This window comes from Cellulomonas flavigena DSM 20109 (assembly GCF_000092865.1).
GTDB classification, from domain to species: domain Bacteria; phylum Actinomycetota; class Actinomycetes; order Actinomycetales; family Cellulomonadaceae; genus Cellulomonas; species Cellulomonas flavigena.
In genome coordinates, this window is record NC_014151.1 from 237,438 (window position 1) to 255,357 (window position 17,920).

The window sequence follows — 17,920 nt, forward strand, 5'->3', positions numbered from 1 at the left end:
ACGTGTCCCACGGCCCCGACGTGCGCTTCGAGGTCTTCCGCGACACGTGGGGTGTGCCCCACGTGCGCGCGGACGACGAGCTCACGCTCGCCCACGGGCAGGGGTGGGTGACCGCGCGGGACCGGACGTGGCAGGTGCAGACCGACCGGTGGCGCGCCGAGGGACGGCTGGCCGAGCACATCGGGGCCGGCGGGGTGGCGTGGGACGTCGTCGCGCACCGGCTCGACCTGCCGGGGCTCGCGCAGCGCGCGTACGACGCGCTGGCGGACGACGACCGGGCGTGGGTCGACTCCTACACGGCCGGCGTGAACGCCGGGCTGGCCTCGGCGGACCGGCCGGTGGAGGTCGACGAGCTCGACCGCGTCCTGGGCGGCACGACCCCCGACGACCCGTGGCCCGCGTGGGCGCCGCTCGGGGTGTTCCTCGTGAACCACGCGCTGTTCTCGACGTTCCCGCGCGTGCTGTGGCACGACCACGTCGTGCGGGCGGCGCGGGGGTCCGACCTGCTCGCCGACGTCGACCCGCTGGAGCTGGTGCGGTTGTTCGACCCGTCCGGGGACGGGCCGACGAGCGGGTCGAACGCGTGGGCCCTGCACGGGTCGCGCACCGCGTCCGGCGCTCCGCTGCTCGCGGGCGACCCGCACCGCGTGCTCGAGCTGCCCGGGCCCTACCAGCAGATCCGCCTCGCGTGCGGCGAGTACGACGTGCTGGGGCTCGCGTTCCCCGGCGTCCCCGGGCTGCCGCACTTCGGTCACACGGGCCCCGCCGCGTGGGGCATCACCAACGCCGTCGCGCACTCCGCGGAGACGTACCGCGAGCTGCTGCTGCACGACGGCGACGCGTGGCGGGCGATCGGCCCGGACGGCAGCGAGCCCGTCGACGTCCGGACCGTGCAGGTGCGGGTGCGCGGTGGTGAGGCGCTGACGGTCGAGGCGCTGCGGACCGCGCGCGGGCCGGTCGTCGTGCGGGGCATGCCGCCGGGGCGTGCCGTCGACCAGGACGGCGTGGCGACCGGACCGGTGCCGCTGGCCGGGCTGGAGGAGGGGCGGTCGGTGCGGCTGCAGGCCGCCGAGGACGCGGACCTCGGCTTCGCGTGCCTGCGCCCGCTGCTGCGCGCCCGCACCGCCCGGGACGTCGCGGACGCGCTCGCGGGGTGGATCGACCCGGTGAACCGGGTGGTCGCCGCGGACGCGGACGGGGACGTGCTGACGTTCGACGCGGGACGCGTGGCCGACCGTGCGCCGGACGACCGGTGGCTGTCGCTGCGCGCGTGGGACGCCACGCACGCGCCGCGGCCGTGGCGGCGGCTGGCCGCGCCGGTGGTGGTGGACGGGTTCGCCGTCGACGCGAACGACCGGCCGCTGTCCGCCGACCGCGACCACGGGGCGGTGTACTCGCCGGACCGGGGGGAGCGGATCCGGTCGCTGCTGGCGGGACGTGCGTCGTGGGACGTGCCCGACATGGCCGCGGTGCACGGGGACACGCACTGGGGGGGTGCGGCGCGCCTGCTGCGGCACGTCGCGGGTCTCGACGGGCTGAGCGCGGAGGCTGCCGCGGTCCGTGACCGGCTGCTCGCGTGGGACCTGCACATGGATGCCAACTCGGCGGAGGCCGCGCTGCTCGCGGATCTGCGTGCGGCACTCGTCGCCCGGCTCGTCGAGGAGCCGGCGCTGCGCGCGCTCGACGCGCCCCACCACGCCGGGCCGGCGTTCGACGCGTGGTTCAGCCTGCGGGGGCGCATCGGCGCGGCGCTGCCGGCGCTGCTGGGCCGGGCGGACCTGGGGATCGACGGGCCGGCGCACGTGCGTGCGGCGTTGGAGTCGGTCGCGGCGGGTGGGGTCGGCGGCACGTGGGGTGACCGGCACACGGTGCTGCCCGCGCACGTGCTGGCCGACGTCCCGGGCGCCGTCGTCCCCGGAGTCCCGGCGCTGCCGCTCGGGGGCGACCAGGACACCGTGCGCTGCACCGGGACCGTTCCGGGGGTCACCGACCGGGCCTTCCGCGGGTCGGTCGCCCGGTGGGTGTGGGACCTGGGTGACCGGTCACGCAGCCGCTGGGGCGTGCCCTTTGGGTCGTCCGGCGACCCGCGCAGCCCGCACTTCGCGGACCAGCACGCCACGTGGGCGGTGGCGGGGACCGTCGAGGTCGTCACGGACTGGGAGACGCTGAGCCCGGAGCCGCTGCCGCCGCAGGTGGGCGTGCGCGGGGCCGGCGAGCGCACGCCGGGCTGACGGCGGCGGGGCGCCCGGTCGCACCGCTCAGGCGGCGGCGTCCCACCACGCCAGGACGCGGGCCGCGTGGAACGTCAGCCACCGTGACGGCTCACCGGCCGGCACGTCGACCTCGAACCACGCCTTCCCCGGCAGGCGGTCCTGCTGCAGCCACGTGCCGTCGGGCTGCCGTGCGGTGCGCACGGTCTCGACGGCGTCGGCGAGGCGGGGGTCGGGCGGGGTGCCGTCGTGCAGGGCGGCGGCCCGGAAGTGGTCGAGCGCGTTCAGGGTGCTGAACCGCCACCGGAACGGGTAGCTCAGCACCGTCACCCACGGGCCGAGGGGTTCACCGGTCGTCACGCGACGCAGCAGCCGCCGCTGCAGCAGGTACTCCTCACCGGCGTGCCGCGCGTCGCGCAGCACGTCCGTGCCGCCCGTCATCGCCTCGTACGCGAGCAGGCCCTTGACCGTGTTCAGGGTCGAGTGCACGGACGACCGCGTCGACCCCTCGACCCACTCGCAGTTCCAGCCGCCGTCGGGCAGCCGGTGGGCCGGGAACCACTCCGCGAGCGCCGTGACGTCCGCTCCCAGCCACGCCCCGTTGGCGAGCGTGAACGCGTTGATGCAGCAGTCGACCTCGCCGTTCCAGTACGGCTCGTCGTTGTACTCCCAGCGGCTGTGCTGCTGCAGCCTGTCGGCCGTGCCGGCGAGCGCGGCCGCGTCGAGGCCCCAGTCGCGCAGCGTGTTCAAGGTCCAGGTCGTCGCCGTCCATGGCTGCCCCGCACCGGGCTGCGCCTCGGGCCCGTCGAAGTCGAAGCCACCGGGAAAGTACGCGCCCCCGGCCCACTGCCCGTCGGCGTCCTGCAGCGCGAGCAGCCGCGCCCCGAACCCCTCGGTGGCGACCCGCGCCCGGGTCGCCCGCCACACCGCCGCGGGCGCACCCGCGAGATCACGCTCGACCTGCCAGCGCAGCGCCGGGTCGGAGTCGAGCAGCCAGTCCAGGAGGGCGCCGTCGAGGGTCATGATTCACGGTAGCGACGGGCTCTGACACCAGGAGCGGGAGCACGTACGGAGCCGTCGGTGGGCCGTCCGGCGCCACCGGAGTCGCCTTGGCGGTGCCGGTGGGGTGAGGAGACGACCACCTCCCGCCGCGGCTGGGCGACGACTAGCCTGTTCGCCATGATCCGCGTCGACGAGCGCCAGCACCACGCGCTTGTCGAGCTGTGCGCACGGTACGGGTTCGCGAGGCTCGAGGTCTTCGGGTCGGTCGCGCGCGGTGAGGACCGCGCTGACTCCGACATCGACGTGCTCTACGACCTGCTCCCCGGACGACACCTGACCTGGGAGGTCGTCGACGCCGCCGACGAGATGGCCGAGATCCTCGGGCGGCCCGTCGATCTCGTGTCACGCCGAGCAGTGCACCCGCTGCTGCGCGAGCGCATCGAGACGGAGGCTCGGGCGCTCTATGCGGCCTGACCTGCTCTTCGTCGCCGAGATGATCGACGCCGCTGCGCGGATTGCTGCGCTCACCTCGGGCCTCGACGCGGCCGCGGTCGAGCGAGATCTCACTGTGCGTGACGCTCTGCTGTGGAACTTCACCGTGCTCGGCGAGGCGGCGAACCAGGTGTCGCAGGAGACCCGGGCGCAGCACCCCCAGGTCCCGTGGCGGCGAGCCGCCGGACTGCGGAACAGGATCGTCCACGGCTACTGGTCCGCCGACGTCGACGTGCTGGTCTCGACGGCGCACGACGTGATCCCCGACCTGCTGGTCCAGCTGGACACGGTGCGGGACTCGTTGAGGTGAGCGTCCCTTCAGGGTGGTTCGACAACTAGGGCGTGTCTCCCAACTCCGCTGTGGTGACGGGGATGCTGTGCGCTGCCGCTGCACAAGAATGTCGGCATGCGCGTGTTCGTGGTTCCCTACGACGAGTGCTGGCCGAGCGCGTTCGAGTCCGTCCGGCGCGAGCTCGTAGCGGCCCTGGCACCCGGTACCGTCTCGGCGATCGAGCACGTGGGCAGCACCGCAGTGCCGGGGCTGCCGGCGAAGCCTGTCATCGACGTCGACGTGGTGGCCGACGAGGCGCAGCTCGCAGGGGTGATCGCGGCACTGTGCGCGGCCGGGTACGTTCACCGGGGTGAGCGCGGCATCCCGGGGAGGCACGCCTTCGAGTCCCCTCCCCACGGTGTGCCGCGGCACGTGTACGTGTGCGTCGAGGGGTGCCTGGCGCTGCGTAACCATCTGGCGGTGCGCGATGTGCTGCGCAATGACCCGCTTCTGCGGGCCGAGTACGCCGCCGTCAAGGAGGCCCTCGCGGGCCGCGACCTCGCGTCGGTCGAGGAGTACGTCGCCGGGAAGACTGCGGTCTTGCAGCAGGTCCTGAAGGCAAGCGGCATGACCGCGCACGAGCTGGAGTCTGTGGCGTCCATGAACGCCTGACGCCGCCTCCGGGAGCTTGTGCGCGCCACGCTCTGAGCACGACCTCAAGCAGGGCGCCTCAGGACGTGGACACGACGATGAGTGAGCCGCCGCTTCACGTCGCAGCCTTGGGCCAGCGCGCTGGGCGGCGTGAAGTTTGGGAGACGCGCCCTAGCCGCGTTGGCCGTAGCGGTTGTCAGTCAGGACGCGCGCTTGCCGTACCGCTGGCGCGCCGCCTCGCCGCTCGTCCCCACCGCAGCGCCGATGACCTTCCATGACGTGTCCGAACGTCGGGCGTTCGCGACGGCCTCGGCGATCTCACGTTCAGCCTCGGCGCGCTTGAGGGCCGCGAGCCGCAGCTGCGTGAGAGGCGAGACGGTGTCACGGTCGCCGGGTTCCGGCTCGTACGACTCGAAGCGGTCGGCCAGGTCGTCGGCCTGCGCCATGATCTCGTCCAGCGAGCGGGGCATCGGCATCACCTCAGGAACTTCGGTCGTGCTGGCATGGCGTGAACGACGTACAGGTCGTCATAGCGCTCGACGACGCCGACCTCGATGAGACCGCCGCTGCGGTCCGGACCGATGACCATCGTCATCCCGTCTCCCACGTCGAACAGGTCGACGTGATTGCGCAACGCGTGCTTGATCGACTCCTCGGAGACGCCGTGCCGGTAGGCGCTGTGGAGAACGATCGGCTCGCTGTCCACGTCAACAAGTTACCTTGCACTCCGGTGCGGGACAAGCAGCCGGGCGGCATCGGTGCACCGTCGGGGAAAGTGGTCGCATCGGTGACCACGTCACGGCGTCGGACCCGCAGGTGTGACCACTTTCCGGCAGAGGCTCCGAGCGGAGTCGTCAGTCGGTGGTGAGGCGGTCGCGGAGCAGGACCGCGATGTCGGCGACCTCCGGGACGCCCACCTGCCCGCGAGCCGCGGGCGCGCCCGGCCCGGCCGGGGCGTTCGCGCCGGTCGTCGCCGCGCCCGGGGTGGGGTGCGTGCCGGTGGCGTCCGGCGTGGAGCCGTCCGCAGCGGGGCCGGCACCGGAGCCCTGCGCACCCGAGCCGTCCGCCTCGGCCGACGCCCGCGCCTGTGCCGCCACCCCGTCGTGGAGCATCACCGTGCAGAACGGGCACGCCGTGGCGATCGCCGACGCGCCCGTCGCGACGGCCTCGGCGGCGCGCACGGTCCCGATGCGCTCGCCGATCGTCTCCTCCATCCACATGCGCGCGCCGCCGGCGCCGCAGCAGAACGACGTCTCGCGGTTGCGCGGCATCTCGGCGAGTGTGACGCCCGCGGCGGCGAGCAGGTCACGCGGCGGGGAGTACACCTGGTTGTGACGCCCCAGGTAGCAGGGGTCGTGGTAGGTCACGGTGGCGCCGTCGGCGTCCTCGCCCACCCCGGGCGCGAACCGCAGCCGGCCCTCGCGCACCAGCGTGTCGAGCAGCTGCGTGTGGTGCACCACCTCGTACCGGCCGCCCATCGCCGGGTACTCGCGGGAGAGCGTGTTGAAGCAGTGCGCGCAGGTGACGACGACGCGCGTGGCGCCCGCCTCGGTGAGGGTCTCGACGTTCTGCACGGCGAGCGTCTGGTAGAGCAGCTCGTTGCCGGCGCGGCGTGCGGGGTCGCCGGTGCACGTCTCGCCGTCCCCCAGCACCGCGAACGTCACGCCCGCGGCGTGCAGCAGCTCGGCCACCGCGCGCGTCGTGCGCTTGGCGCGGTCCTCGAAGGCACCGGCGCAGCCCACCCAGAACAGCCAGTCCACCTCCGCCGCGGACTCCACGTCGACGCCGACCACCGGCACGTCGAACTCCAGCCCCTTGGCCCACTCGAGGCGCTGCCGCGCGGGCAGCCCCCACGGGTTGCCGCGCCGCTCGAGCTTGGTGAACGTGCCGCCCAGCTCGGCGGGGAACGCGGACTCCATGAGGGTCTGGTAGCGGCGGATGTCGACGATGGTGTCGACGTGCTCGATGTCGACGGGGCACTGCTGCACGCACGCGCCGCACATGGTGCACGCCCACAGCACGTCGGGGTCGATGACACCCGACGCGACGAGGTCCACGCCCAGGTGCGGGTCCGCCGCCGCCTCCGGCGAGGCGCCCGCCGCCCGTGCCGCCCGCACGTACGGCGCCGTCGCGGCCGCCTGGTCGCGCAGCGCGAGCGTCAGCAGCTTCGGGCTCAGCGGCTTGCCCGTGGCCCACGCCGGGCACTGGTCCTGGCAGCGGCCGCACTCGGTGCACGTCGCGACGTCGAGCAGGCCCTTCCACGGCAGGTCCTCGACGGCCCGCACGCCCAGCACCGCGTCGTCGGGGAGGTCCTCGACGGCCGTGAGGTCCAGGGCTTCGCCCGCCGGGTCACGCAGCGGGACCAGCGGCCCCAGCGCGGGGGAACCGTCGACCTCCCGGCGCGCGTACACGTTGACGACCGCCAGGAACCGGTGCCACGCGACACCCATGGTCGGCGCCAGCCCGACCACCACGAACCACGTCATCGACACGAGGATCTTCACCAGCGCCACCACGACGACGGCCGTCTCCAGCGTCCCCGCGGCCACCGGCACCCACGACGCCCCGAACCACGCGGTGAGCGGGAAGTGCGCCGCGGTCGCCCACGCCTCGCCGTCCTGCACGCCCAGCGCGTACTCCAGCCCGCGCAGCACCAGCACGGCCAGCACGACGAGCAGCACGGTCGCCTCGACGACGTACGCCCACACCTGGTTCGACCCGAAGAACCGGGACCGCCGCTGCTCCGCCTCCGGCTGCGACGCCCGCGGCCGCACCCGCTGCCGCAGCACGATCAGCGCCCCGATGCCCAGCAACCCCAGCCACGCGAACGCCTCGACCGCCCACTCCATCGGCAGCCAGTGCCCCACCAGGGGCAGCCCGTACCGGGGGTCCACGAGCTGCCCGTACCCGGTCAGCAGCGTGACGACGAGCACGGGGAACGACACCATGACGAGCCAGTGCGCGACGCGCACCACGGGCCGCTGCTGGAACCGCCCGTGCCCGAGCACCTCGCGGACCAGGTTCGTCAGCCGGGGCCCGACCGGCGACCAGCGCCCGGGCAGCGGCCGCCCGGTGCGCACGGTCCGCACGATGACGACGACGCCGCGCGCGAACGCCGCCACCCCCACGACCGTCGCCACCGCAGCGAGCACGAGCGCCGTCACCTGGAGTCCGTCCACGCGGTCAACCTAGCCGGACAGGTCGCGGTCACGGCGCCCCGGTCCGTGACGCGGCGCACCCACCTGACCGCTCGCCCGCCCGGTATGCCCCGACCTGCCCCCGGGGGAGGCGCCGTGCAGGCCGCTGACGTGGGCGCACGCCGTTCCGTTGGTAGGATCGGGCCGTCCCCCCGCACCCACCACGACGCCACCCGACGACCCGTCCCGCGCAGCGCGAGCCCCGGCTCGGCACCGCCCGGGGCCCGACGTCGACGAGCGCCGTGCGTGGTCGCACCTTCACATCGACACAGGCGTCCTCCCGCAGCGTCGGGCACGCGCCACCGTCCCGTCGCCGCCGACAGGACGGACCACCTGACCGACCGACCACCCGCCCCCGACACGGACGGAGCCGGACGTGCTGCTGCTGCTGATCCTCCACCTCGCAGCAGCCCTCGTCGCGCCCCTGCTGTTCACGTGGCTCGGCCGGCGCGCGTTCTGGACGCTCGCGCTGGCGCCCGCCTCCGCGGCCGTGTGGGCGCTGACGCAGACCGCCGAGGTGCAGGCCGGCGACGGCCCGGTCCAGGTGGTCGAGTGGATCCCCGCGCTCGGCATCGAGCTGAGCTTCCGGCTCGACACGCTCTCGTGGCTCATGACGGTGGTCGTCGGCGGTGTCGGCGCGCTCGTGCTGGTGTACTGCGCGGCGTACTTCTCGCCGACCGCGTCGGGCCTCGGGCGGTTCGGCGGCGTCTTCACGGCCTTCGCCGGCTCGATGCTCGGCCTCGTCACGGCCGACGACCTGCTCCTGATGTTCATGTTCTGGGAGCTGACGACCGTCACGTCGTACCTGCTCATCGGCCACTACGCCGACCGCAAGGCGAGCCGGCGCGCCGCCATGCAGGCGATCATCGTCACCACCGCGGGCGGCCTCGCGATGCTCGTCGGTGTCGTCATCCTGGGCCACGCGGCCGGCACCTACTCGATGTCCGCGCTCGTGACGGACCCGCCCGCGGCGTCCCCCGCGATCATCGCCGCCGTGGCGTGCCTGCTCGCGGGCGCGGCGACGAAGTCCGCGCTCATCCCCTTCCACTTCTGGCTGCCCGCCGCCATGGCCGCGCCGACACCCGTCAGCGCGTACCTGCACGCCGCCGCGATGGTGAAGGCCGGCGTGTACCTGGTCGCCCGCTTCGCGCCCGCGTTCGCCGAGCTGCCCGTCTGGCGCTGGACGGTCGTCGTCCTGGGCGGCGGGACGCTGCTGCTCGGTGGGTACCGCGCGCTGCGGCAGCACGACCTCAAGCTCGTGCTCGCGTTCGGCACCGTCAGCCAGCTCGGGCTGATCATCCTGCTGGTCGGGCTCGGCACGCAGGCCACCGCGCTCGCGGGCCTGGCGATGCTCGGCGCGCACGCGATGTTCAAGGCGGCCCTGTTCCTGGTCGTCGGCACGGTCGACGTGGCCTGCGGCACGCGTGACCTGCGGCGGCTGTCGGGTGTGGGCCGCGCCCTGCCGTGGACGGCGCTCGCGGGCGGCCTGGCGACCGCGTCGATGATCGGGCTGCCGCCGTTCGCCGGGTACGTCGCCAAGGAGGCGGGCCTCGAAGCCCTCGTGCACCTCGAGGACGGCACGATCGGGACGGTCGTGCTCACGGTCGTCGTCCTCGGCTCGGCGCTGACCGTCGCGTACGGCCTGCGCTTCTGGTGGGGCGCGTTCGCGACGAAGCCCGCGCTGGTCCCGCAGTCGCAGACGCAGGACGAGCAGGGCGTCGCGACGACCACGTCGCTGGCCGCGGGCGGCGACGAGTCCGTCGAGCCCGCCCCGGTCTCCCGCCCGTCGTTCCTGCTCACCGCTCCCGCGCTGGTCCTGGCGTTCCTCGGCGTCGCGGTCGCGCTGCTCCCGCAGCTCGGCGAGCACCTGCTCGCGCCGTACGCCGCGACGTACCCCCTCGGCGAGCCCGGGCACCTCGTGCTGTGGGGCGGGTTCGGGCTCGTGCTGTGGCTCACGGTCGGCGTGCTCGGCGTCGGTGGCCTGCTGTTCCTCGTGCGGGACAGGGCCGAGCGGTGGCAGGCGCGCGCACCGCACGTCTTCGAGGCCGACCTCACGTACCGCCGTTCGATGCGCAAGCTCGACGACGTCGCCGCCGACGTCACCGCCGTCACCCAGCGTGGTTCGCTGCCCCTGTACCTCGGCGTCATCCTCTTCACCTGGGTCGCCGCCGTGGGCACCGCGCTCCTGGCGGGCACGTCGCTCCAGGTGGAGACACGCCCCTGGGACTACGCCGCGCAGACGATCTTCGCGGCCGCCGCGATCGTCGCCGCAATCCTCGTCGCCCGCGCCCGTCGCCGGCTCAAGGCCGTCATCCTCGCCGGCATCAGCGGCTACGCCACGGCCGGGATGTTCCTGCTGTACGGCGCGCCGGACCTCGCGGTCACGCAGGTGCTGGTCGAGACGATCACGCTCGTCGTGTTCGTGCTCGTGCTGCGCCGGCTCCCCCCGTACTTCTCCGACCGCCCGCTCGCCGGGTCGCGGTGGCTGCGCCTCGGCCTGGGCCTCGCGGTCGGCCTCACCGTCGCCGGGGTCGCGCTCGTCGCGCCGTCGGCGCGCGTGCACGCGCCGGTGTCGACGGACTTCGCGACCGAGGCCTACGAGTTCGGCGGCGGCAAGAACATCGTCAACGTCACGCTCGTCGACATCCGCGCGTGGGACACCATGGGCGAGCTCTCCGTGCTGCTCGTGGCCGCGACGGGCGTCGCGTCGCTCGTCTTCCTGTCGGCACGCGGTGGACGGATCTTCCGCGAGCGGGAGGCTCCCGCCGACCGCGCGGTGTGGGGCGGCACCCCCGACCCGATGGCGGCCCTGCGGCGTCCCGGCACGGCGCCCGGGACCACCGCGCCGACGGGCGCGCAGGCCATCGACGGCGGCGCGCCGGCCACGCCCTCGCGCGGCACGGGTCGCGCCGTCGGGTCCCGCGCGCGCGAGTGGCTGCGCGCCGGGCGCACGGTCGCGCCGCAGCGCCGCTCGGTGATCTTCGAGGTCGTCGTGCGCCTGCTGTTCCACACGATGATCGTGTACTCCGCGTTCCTGCTGTTCAGCGGCCACAACCAGCCCGGTGGCGGGTTCGCCGCAGGGCTCGTCACGGGGATCGCGCTCGCGGTGCGGTACCTCGCGGGCGGCCGCTACGAGCTGGGCGAGGCCGCGCCCGTCCAGCCGGGCGTCCTGCTCGGGATGGGTCTGTTCCTGTCCGCCGGTGTGGGGCTCGCGGCGCTGTTCGTGGGTGGCAACGTGCTGGAGTCCTGGATCCTGGAGTTCCGGCTGCCGGTCTGGGGCGACGTCAAGCTGGTGACCAGCCTGTTCTTCGACGTGGGCGTGTACCTCGTGGTCGTCGGGCTCGTGCTCGACATCCTGCGCAGCGTCGGCGCGGAGATCGACCGCCGTGCGGAGACGGGGGAGGACGAGGTCGCGGAGCACGCCGTCAGCGGCTACGACCACGTCGTCGTCGCGCGCGGGTCCGGGTCGACCGGTGAGGGGACGGCACCGTGAGCGGCGTCCTCATGAGCCCCAACCTCGTCTTCGTCGTGACGATCGCGGTGATGTTCACCGTCGGCGTCTACCTCGTGCTGGAGCGCAGCCTGACGCGCATCCTGCTGGGCATCGTCCTGCTGAGCAACGGCACGAACCTGCTGATCCTCGTCGCGGGCGGGGCGGCCGGTGCGCCCCCGATCATCGGCGTCGCGAGCGACCGGCCCATGAGCGACCCGCTGCCGCAGGCGCTCATCCTCACGGCCATCGTCATCACGCTCGGCCTGACGGCGTTCCTGCTGGCCATGGCCTACCGGTCGTGGCAGCTGCACCGCCACGACGAGGTGCAGGACGACGTCGAGGACCGCCGCATCGTGCGCCTCGCCGCGATCGACGAACGCGCCTTCGAGGACGACGACACCGAGTACGAGGGCGAGACCCTCGACGAGGAGGCCGCGAGCACCCGCGACGAGACGGACCTGGGCGAGGCCTTCGGCGGCGCACCGGCCGAGCGGCCGCCGCCGGGCAGCGACACCACGCACAGGGAGGAGGGACGATGACCGACTGGAGCTGGCTCGTCCCGCTGCCCGTCGTGCTGCCGCTGTCGGCCGCCGGCCTGGCGCTCGCGCTGTACCGGCGCCCGCGCCTGCAGCGCATCGTGTCGCTCGCGACCCTCACGATCGTCGCGATCGTCTCGGCGGCGCTGCTCGTGCTCGCGGACGCCGGGCCCGTCGTGGTCGAGGTCGGCGACTGGGCCGCGCCCGTGGGCATCAGCCTGGTCGCCGACCGGCTCTCGGCGCTCATGCTCACGGTGTCGTCCGTCGTGATCCTGTGCGTTCTGGTCTACTCGCTCGCGCAGGGCCGCGAGGACGGTGAGCAGTTCGCGCCCATCTCGATCTTCCACCCCACGTACCTGGTGCTGTCCGCGGGCGTCGCCAACGCGTTCCTCTCCGGGGACCTGTTCAACATCTACGTGGGCTTCGAGATCCTGCTCGCCGCGTCGTACGTGCTCATCACGCTGTCGGGCACCACCGAGCGCATCCGTGCGGGCACGATCTACGTGGTCGTCGCGATCCTGTCGTCCGTGCTGTTCCTCGTCGCCATCGCCGCCGTGTACGCCGCGGTGGGCACGGTGAACCTCGCGCAGCTCGCGATCCGCCTGCCGGAGGTCGACCCCGGCGTGCGGCTCGTGCTGCAGACCATGCTGCTGCTGGCGTTCGGCATCAAGGCGGCCGTCTTCCCGCTGTCGTCGTGGCTGCCGGACTCCTACCCGACCGCGCCCGCACCCGTCACCGCGGTGTTCGCCGGCCTGCTCACCAAGGTCGGTGTGTACGCGATCATCCGCACGCAGTCGCTGCTGTTCCCCGGGGGGCGGCTCGACGACATCCTGCTGTGGGTCGCGCTCGCCACCATGGTCGTCGGCATCCTCGGTGCGGTCGCGCAGGACGACGTGAAGCGACTGCTCTCGTTCACGCTCGTCAGCCACATCGGCTACATGGTGTTCGGCATCGCGCTCGGCAGCACGGAGGGCTGGACCGCGGCCGTCTACTACGTGGCGCACCACATCACCGTGCAGACCGCGCTGTTCCTCGTCGTCGGGCTCGTCGAACGCTTCGGCGGCACGACGTCGCTCGACCGCCTCGGCGGTCTGGCGAAGATGACGCCGGTGCTCGCGATCCTGTTCTTCGTGCCCGCGATGAACCTGGGAGGCATCCCGCCGTTCTCCGGCTTCCTCGGCAAGGTCGGGCTCCTGGAGGCGGGCGTCCAGCTCGGCACACCGCTGGGCTACACGCTCGTCGTCGGGTCCGTCGTGACGTCGCTGCTCACGCTGTACGCGCTCATCAAGGCGTGGAACAAGGCGTTCTGGCAGAGCCCGCCGGAGGAGCTGCCGGCCAACCGCGTGCCGTCGATGATGGTCGCGCCGACCGCGGCGCTCGTCGTGTTCAGCCTCGCGCTGACCGTCTTCGCGGGCCCGCTGTACGCCTACACGGAGCGGGCCGCGCTGGCCCTGAAGGAGCGCGACCCGTACGTCACGGCCGTGCTGCCCGACGGTGCGCGCGGCGAGGGCGAGTCGCAGCGTGCCGCCGAGGAGAACGCCGAGGACGCCACGGACGACGCGGAGGCCGACGGATGAGCCTGCACCCCCGACGGACCGGCTGGAGCTTCCAGTGGGCGACCATCATCTGGCTCACCGCCGTGTGGGTGCTGCTGTGGGGCGACGTCACCTGGGGCAACATCGTCAACGGCGCCCTGCTCGGGGTGCTGGTGACCGCGGGACTGCGCATGACGCCCGTCGACTTCCGCGGGCGCGTGCACCCCGTGGGGCTCGTGGTGCTGCTCGGGCGCTTCGCGGTCGACCTCGTGCGCGCGTCGTTCGAGGTCAGCCTGGTCGCGCTGCGCCCGCGGCACACGCCGCGCGGGGCGGTGATCTGCGTGCAGCTGCGCAGCCACTCCGACCTGTACCTCACGCTCACGGCCGAGCTCGTCTCGCTCGTGCCCGGCTCGATCATCGTCGAGGCCCACCGGCTGACCGGGCGGCTGTACGTGCACGTCCTCGACGTCGCGACCAGCGGCGGCGTGGAGAAGGCGCGGCAGAACGTGCTCGACCAGGAGGCGCGCGTGCTGCGGGCGCTCGCGTCGCCCGACGAGCTCGCCGCCGCCGGCCTGCACCGCAGCGCCCGCGCGGGGGAGGTGACCGCATGAGCGCGTTCGACGTCGTGGTCGTCGTGTGTGGCGTGCTGCTGACGCTGGGCGCCTTGTTCGCGATCGCCCGGGCCGAGAAGGGCCCGTCCATGCTCGACCGGACCGTCGCGCTCGACATCGTCGTCACGACGATGATCGCCGCCGTCGCGCTGTACGCCGCCTACTTCCGCCGCGCCGACGTCGTCCCGCTGCTCGTGGTGCTCTCGCTCGTCGGGTTCGTCGGGTCGGTGACCATCGCGCGGTTCGCGGCCGTCGAGCCGGAGGGCGAGGGCCGCGTGCGCACGCGCGAGGAGGTCGCCGCCGAGGAGGCCGAGAAGCGCCGCCTCGAGCAGGAGGAGGAAGAGGCGCGTCGCCGCCGACGCCGTGCGGTCGAGGAGCGGGCCGAGGGTGAGCTCGTCGCCGAGGAGGAGGTCCCCGCCAGCGCACGCGAGACCGTCGAGGACCAGCCCGACCCCGAGCACCACGGGGGCCCGGCCGACGAGGAGGCACGATGACCGTCTGGGGCGCGATGGCCGACGCCGTGTCGATCGTCTGCCTGCTGGGGGGCGCGTTCTTCGCGTTCGCCGCCGGCGTGGGTGCGCTGCGCTTCCCCGACCTGCTCGCCCGCATGCACGCCGGGACGAAGCCGCAGGTGCTGGGCCTGATCCTGGTGCTCATCGGCCTCGCGCTGCGGCTGCGCGAGGGCGGCGCGGTGTGGGCGCTGCTGCTCGTCGCGGTCTTCCAGATGATCACCGCGCCCGTCGCCGCGCACATGGTGGGGCGCGCGGGGTTCCGCACGGGCAAGGTCCGCAGCGACCTCCTCGTGGTGGACGAGCTCACGCGTGACCTCGACGAGACGCAGGGCAGCCCGACGCGCGCGGGCGAGGACCTCTGACGGTCCACCGCCCGCAGGACCGCCGTCAGACGCCGCCGCGCCGGTCCGCGAACACCGACCGCACCCGGATCCCGAACTCGCGGCGCAGCGCGCGGCTCGCGGCGAACCACCCGCCGAGCCCGTGCACGCCCGGCCCGGGCGGTGTCGACGCCGAGCACAGGTACACGCCGTCGACGCCCGCGGCGTACGGGTCGGGCGCAGCGGTGGGCCGCGCGAACATCGACTGCAGGCTGACCGCCCCCGCGGAGATGTCGCCCCCCACGTAGTTGGCGTTGTGGTGCGACATCTGCGACGCGGGCACGCACCGGGACGTCATCACGACGTCCCGGAACCCCGGCGCGTAGCGCTCGACGTGACGGACGACAGCCTCGGTGACGTCGACGTCGGACCCGCCGGGCACGTGCGCGTACGCCCACAGCGGGCGCAGGTCACCGCTGCGACGCCCCGGGTCGACGACCGACGGGTCGCTGACCAGGCACATCGGCAGCTCGGCGTGCCGGCCGGCGTGCACGTCGGCCTCCGCACGGGCCATCTCCGCACGCGTCCCGCCGACGTGCACGGTGCCGGCCCGCGCGACGTCCGGGTGCTCCCACGGCACGGGCCCCGACAGGACGAAGTCGACCTTGGCGGCGCCGTCGCCGTACGCGTACCTCTCGAGCGCGGCGCGCCGCCCGGGCGGGAGCTCGTCGCCCAGCACCTCGACGAGCGTGCGCGGGGTGGTGTCGAACAGGTAGCAGCGGGCGTCCGGGAGGTCGGCGCGCGAGCGCACCGGGTGGTCGGCCACGACCGTGCCGCCGTGCGCCTCGAGGTCCGCCACCAGCGCCGCGACGATCGCGCCCGAGCCGCCGCGGGGGATCGGCCAGCCGCTCCCGGCGTGCGCGAGCGACGCCAGCAGGAGGGCGGTGCCCGCGCCGGCCAGGCTCGGCAGCGGGGAGATCGCGTGCGCGGCGACGCCCGTGAGCAGCGCCGGGGCCACATCACCACGGAAGCGCGCGTCCCACGCGGGCGTGCCCTGCTCGAGCACGCCCAGGCCGAACCGCGCGGCGCCGACGAGGCCGGCGGGCAGCAGGCCGGGCGGCAGGCTGCGCTTGTCACCGAGAGCGACGCGCACCACGTCGCCGCTGTGCCGCGAGAGCTCGCCGACCAGCGAGCGCCACGCCGGTCCGTCCTCCTCCAGGCTCTCGACCGTCCGCTCCAGGTCGTGCCACGCGATCCCGGCGCGCCCCCCGGGCAGCGGCTGCGCGAACGACACCTCGGGCGTCAGCAGGTCCACGCGCCGCTCGAGCCCGAACGCCCGCATGAACGGCGACGCCCACGCCATCGGGTGCACGGCCGAGCAGACGTCGTGCACCAGCCCGTCGGCCAGGCCGAGGTCGAGCGTGCGCGCGCCCCCGCCGATGGTGGGCTGGGCCTCGAGCACGGTGACCGCGAGCCCGGCGCGCGCCATCGTCACGGCTGCGGCCAGCCCGTTGGGTCCGGATCCGACGACGACGACGTCCATGCGGGCCATCATCCCGTCGAGGACGCGTACGGCGCGAACCGGCGCACGCCGGGTGAAGGCCCGCATACCCTGATGTGCGGGACATCGACGCCGAAGGAGGTCGCGCGCGTGGCCGCAGGGGGACGCGACAGGTCCGGGCGCGCCCGGGACGCGCAGGACCGCCTGGACCGCCGGGAGGCGCACCTGGCGCGGTGGGTCACGGTGGTGGTCGTCGCCGTGCTGCTCGGCGTCGCCCACGACGACGAGACCGAGCTGTGGCCGCTCACCGCGTACCGGCTGTTCAGCGGCGTGCGCACGGAGTCGCAGGTGAGCCTCGAGCTCGTCGCCGTCGGCGCCGACGGCACCCGTGCACCCGTGCCGCTCGACGAGCACGACCAGGTCCTGGCCACCACGAGCCACCAGTACCGCCTCCTGCGCGAGGTCCCGCCGGCGCGGCAGCGGGAGATGGCCGCCGCGTGGCTGGGCCTCGCGGGGATCGACGTGGCCGACGTCGAGTCGGTGGAGGTCGAGCGCGTGCGCCGGACGATGGACGCGCGGACGCTCGACGAGCGCGTGACCGACCGCCGGGTGGTCGTGCAGATCGCGATGCGGGCGGCCGAGCGCCGGCCGGTGGCCGGCGCCGGAGAGGCGCCGTGAGCGGCGTCGCGCGGGCGCTCGCCCGGCTCGACGCACGTCTCGTCGCGCCCGGCCCGGCGTTCCGGCTGCTCGAGGTGCACACGCTGGTCGCGCTCGTCGTCGGCCTGCGCCTGGCGACGCGGGACTGGACCCGCATCGCGGCGCGTCCTGCCGAGCTCACCTGGCACGGCACGGCGGTCGGCTGGTTCCCCGCACCCGCGCCCGCGTGGGTGCTGGTCGCGTTGCAGGTCGCCGGGCTGGCGGGTGTCGTGCTCGTCGTCGCCCGGCGCCGCCCGCAGGTGGGGTTCGTGCTCGCCTGGGTCGCGTACATGGTGCTCACCGGGCTGTGGGGCAGCTCGGGCAAGGTCATGCACAACGACGTGCTCACGGTGAGCGTCGGTGCGGTGCTGCTGCTCGCGCGCGTCCCCGGGCGCGACGTGCCGGCGCGGGACGCGCGCGTCGCGTGGGGCTGGCCGCCGCGTGCCGCGCTCGCGGTGCTGGCTTGCGTCTACTTCCTCACCGGTGCGCAGAAGGTGCGGCACAGCGGGATCGAGTGGGTGCTGAGCGACAACATGGCGTGGGTGCTGCGCTGGGGCGAGTCGCCGTTCGGCCCCGGACTCACGCAGGCGGTCGCCGACCAGGCGTGGCTGACGCAGCTGCTCGCCGGCGGCGCGCTGTGCCTCGAGCTCGGCGCCCCGCTGCTGCTCGCGCTGCGGGTCACGCGGATCCCGTTCGCCCTCGCCGTGCTCGTCATGCACACGAGCATCTGGGCGTTCCTCGGCCTGGACTACTCGGCGTGGGTGCTCACGGCCGCGGCCGTCGCGGTGCCCCAGGGACTCCCGCGGGGGGTGCCGCTGCTCGCCGCGCCACGGGCCGCTGCTGCCGCACTGCGCGGGAGGACGGCGGGCCGGGCGCCCGTCGGCTGAGCGCCC

At 74.3% G+C, this 17,920-nt stretch carries 17 protein-coding genes; 12 read left to right on the top strand and 5 right to left on the bottom strand.

Annotated elements, in window-relative coordinates:
- Positions 1-2: 2 nt before the first annotated feature.
- The gene (locus CFLA_RS01010; RefSeq protein WP_013115453.1) at positions 3-2,231 is read left to right on the top strand and encodes a penicillin acylase family protein; all 2,229 of its coding nucleotides are present in this window, start codon (positions 3-5) and stop codon (positions 2,229-2,231) included.
- A gap of 27 nt (positions 2,232-2,258) precedes the next feature.
- Here the strand turns inward: CFLA_RS01010 and CFLA_RS01015 are convergent, their stop codons facing one another.
- Complete coding sequence (locus CFLA_RS01015) at positions 2,259-3,233, bottom strand: hypothetical protein (protein WP_013115454.1); 975 nt, start codon at positions 3,231-3,233, stop codon at positions 2,259-2,261.
- A gap of 156 nt (positions 3,234-3,389) precedes the next feature.
- Between CFLA_RS01015 and CFLA_RS01020 the strand changes: the two genes are divergently transcribed.
- The 3 genes from CFLA_RS01020 to CFLA_RS01030 all read left to right on the top strand — a co-directional run bounded on the left by CFLA_RS01020 (position 3,390) and on the right by CFLA_RS01030 (position 4,647).
- Positions 3,390-3,686 (top strand): nucleotidyltransferase family protein, encoded by a 297-nt coding sequence (locus CFLA_RS01020; protein ID WP_052302650.1) that lies wholly within the window; start codon positions 3,390-3,392, stop codon positions 3,684-3,686.
- Complete coding sequence (locus CFLA_RS01025) at positions 3,676-4,014, top strand: HepT-like ribonuclease domain-containing protein (RefSeq protein ID WP_013115456.1); 339 nt, start codon at positions 3,676-3,678, stop codon at positions 4,012-4,014. Before CFLA_RS01020 ends, CFLA_RS01025 begins: the two co-directional genes overlap by 11 nt.
- Positions 4,015-4,110: 96 nt before the next feature.
- On the top strand, positions 4,111-4,647 hold the full coding sequence (locus CFLA_RS01030; RefSeq protein ID WP_013115457.1) for a GrpB family protein: 537 nt from the start codon (positions 4,111-4,113) through the stop codon (positions 4,645-4,647).
- Positions 4,648-4,826: 179 nt separating this feature from the next.
- Here CFLA_RS01030 and CFLA_RS01035 read toward each other — a convergent pair whose 3' ends face one another.
- From CFLA_RS01035 to CFLA_RS21050, 3 genes are all read right to left on the bottom strand, one after another.
- Positions 4,827-5,096, bottom strand: a complete 270-nt coding sequence (locus CFLA_RS01035; RefSeq protein ID WP_013115458.1) for a hypothetical protein — start codon at positions 5,094-5,096, stop codon at positions 4,827-4,829.
- Positions 5,097-5,101: 5 nt separating this feature from the next.
- Positions 5,102-5,332, bottom strand: coding sequence for a hypothetical protein (locus CFLA_RS01040; RefSeq protein ID WP_013115459.1), 231 nt, complete (start codon positions 5,330-5,332; stop codon positions 5,102-5,104).
- A gap of 148 nt (positions 5,333-5,480) precedes the next feature.
- Positions 5,481-7,805 (bottom strand): (Fe-S)-binding protein, encoded by a 2,325-nt coding sequence (locus tag CFLA_RS21050; protein WP_013115460.1) that lies wholly within the window; start codon positions 7,803-7,805, stop codon positions 5,481-5,483.
- A 394-nt stretch (positions 7,806-8,199) separates the two neighbouring features.
- On the opposite strand from CFLA_RS21050, the gene CFLA_RS01050 reads away from it, so the two are divergent.
- Genes CFLA_RS01050 through mnhG form a run of 6 tightly spaced genes read left to right on the top strand, consistent with a single transcriptional unit; the run spans position 8,200 to position 14,872 of the window.
- The gene (locus tag CFLA_RS01050; protein WP_013115461.1) at positions 8,200-11,316 is read left to right on the top strand and encodes a Na+/H+ antiporter subunit A; all 3,117 of its coding nucleotides are present in this window, start codon (positions 8,200-8,202) and stop codon (positions 11,314-11,316) included.
- A gap of 11 nt (positions 11,317-11,327) precedes the next feature.
- On the top strand, positions 11,328-11,855 hold the full coding sequence (locus CFLA_RS01055; RefSeq protein WP_013115462.1) for a Na(+)/H(+) antiporter subunit C: 528 nt from the start codon (positions 11,328-11,330) through the stop codon (positions 11,853-11,855).
- Positions 11,852-13,429 carry a Na+/H+ antiporter subunit D gene (locus tag CFLA_RS01060; RefSeq protein ID WP_013115463.1) on the top strand — a complete coding sequence of 526 codons (1,578 nt, stop codon included), beginning with the start codon at positions 11,852-11,854 and terminating at the stop codon, positions 13,427-13,429. Before CFLA_RS01055 ends, CFLA_RS01060 begins: the two co-directional genes overlap by 4 nt.
- Positions 13,426-13,998, top strand: coding sequence for a Na+/H+ antiporter subunit E (locus tag CFLA_RS01065; RefSeq protein WP_013115464.1), 573 nt, complete (start codon positions 13,426-13,428; stop codon positions 13,996-13,998). The genes CFLA_RS01060 and CFLA_RS01065 overlap by 4 nt, the downstream gene beginning before the upstream one ends.
- Positions 13,995-14,492, top strand: coding sequence for an MrpF/PhaF family protein (locus CFLA_RS01070; RefSeq protein ID WP_013115465.1), 498 nt, complete (start codon positions 13,995-13,997; stop codon positions 14,490-14,492). Before CFLA_RS01065 ends, CFLA_RS01070 begins: the two co-directional genes overlap by 4 nt.
- Positions 14,489-14,872, top strand: a complete 384-nt coding sequence (gene mnhG, locus CFLA_RS01075; protein WP_013115466.1) for a monovalent cation/H(+) antiporter subunit G — start codon at positions 14,489-14,491, stop codon at positions 14,870-14,872. The genes CFLA_RS01070 and mnhG overlap by 4 nt, the downstream gene beginning before the upstream one ends.
- A gap of 25 nt (positions 14,873-14,897) precedes the next feature.
- On the opposite strand, the gene CFLA_RS01080 is transcribed toward mnhG, so the two are convergent.
- Positions 14,898-16,373 (bottom strand): phytoene desaturase family protein, encoded by a 1,476-nt coding sequence (locus tag CFLA_RS01080; RefSeq protein ID WP_013115467.1) that lies wholly within the window; start codon positions 16,371-16,373, stop codon positions 14,898-14,900.
- Positions 16,374-16,481: 108 nt separating this feature from the next.
- Here CFLA_RS01080 and CFLA_RS01085 point away from each other — a divergent pair, with 108 nt between their 5' ends.
- Both CFLA_RS01085 and CFLA_RS01090 read left to right on the top strand, forming a co-directional pair.
- Entirely contained in the window at positions 16,482-17,009 is a 528-nt protein-coding gene (locus CFLA_RS01085) for a hypothetical protein (RefSeq protein WP_013115468.1), read from the top strand.
- Positions 17,006-17,914 carry a hypothetical protein gene (locus CFLA_RS01090; protein WP_013115469.1) on the top strand — a complete coding sequence of 303 codons (909 nt, stop codon included), beginning with the start codon at positions 17,006-17,008 and terminating at the stop codon, positions 17,912-17,914. Before CFLA_RS01085 ends, CFLA_RS01090 begins: the two co-directional genes overlap by 4 nt.
- The last annotated feature ends 6 nt before the right edge of the window (positions 17,915-17,920 follow it).

Bases quoted from the DNA above. Each gene is read 5' to 3' on its own strand.
- CFLA_RS01015 (WP_013115454.1), bottom strand. From the start codon at position 3,233: ATGACCCTCGACGGCGCCCTCCTGGACTGGCTGCTCGACTCCGACCCG.
- CFLA_RS01020 (WP_052302650.1), top strand. From the start codon at position 3,390: ATGATCCGCGTCGACGAGCGCCAGCACCACGCGCTTGTCGAGCTGTGC.
- CFLA_RS01025 (WP_013115456.1), top strand. From the start codon at position 3,676: ATGCGGCCTGACCTGCTCTTCGTCGCCGAGATGATCGACGCCGCTGCG.
- CFLA_RS01030 (WP_013115457.1), top strand. From the start codon at position 4,111: ATGCGCGTGTTCGTGGTTCCCTACGACGAGTGCTGGCCGAGCGCGTTC.
- CFLA_RS01035 (WP_013115458.1), bottom strand. From the start codon at position 5,096: ATGCCCCGCTCGCTGGACGAGATCATGGCGCAGGCCGACGACCTGGCC.
- CFLA_RS01055 (WP_013115462.1), top strand. From the start codon at position 11,328: ATGAGCCCCAACCTCGTCTTCGTCGTGACGATCGCGGTGATGTTCACC.
- CFLA_RS01060 (WP_013115463.1), top strand. From the start codon at position 11,852: ATGACCGACTGGAGCTGGCTCGTCCCGCTGCCCGTCGTGCTGCCGCTG.
- CFLA_RS01065 (WP_013115464.1), top strand. From the start codon at position 13,426: ATGAGCCTGCACCCCCGACGGACCGGCTGGAGCTTCCAGTGGGCGACC.
- CFLA_RS01070 (WP_013115465.1), top strand. From the start codon at position 13,995: ATGAGCGCGTTCGACGTCGTGGTCGTCGTGTGTGGCGTGCTGCTGACG.
- mnhG (WP_013115466.1), top strand. From the start codon at position 14,489: ATGACCGTCTGGGGCGCGATGGCCGACGCCGTGTCGATCGTCTGCCTG.
- CFLA_RS01080 (WP_013115467.1), bottom strand. From the start codon at position 16,373: ATGGACGTCGTCGTCGTCGGATCCGGACCCAACGGGCTGGCCGCAGCC.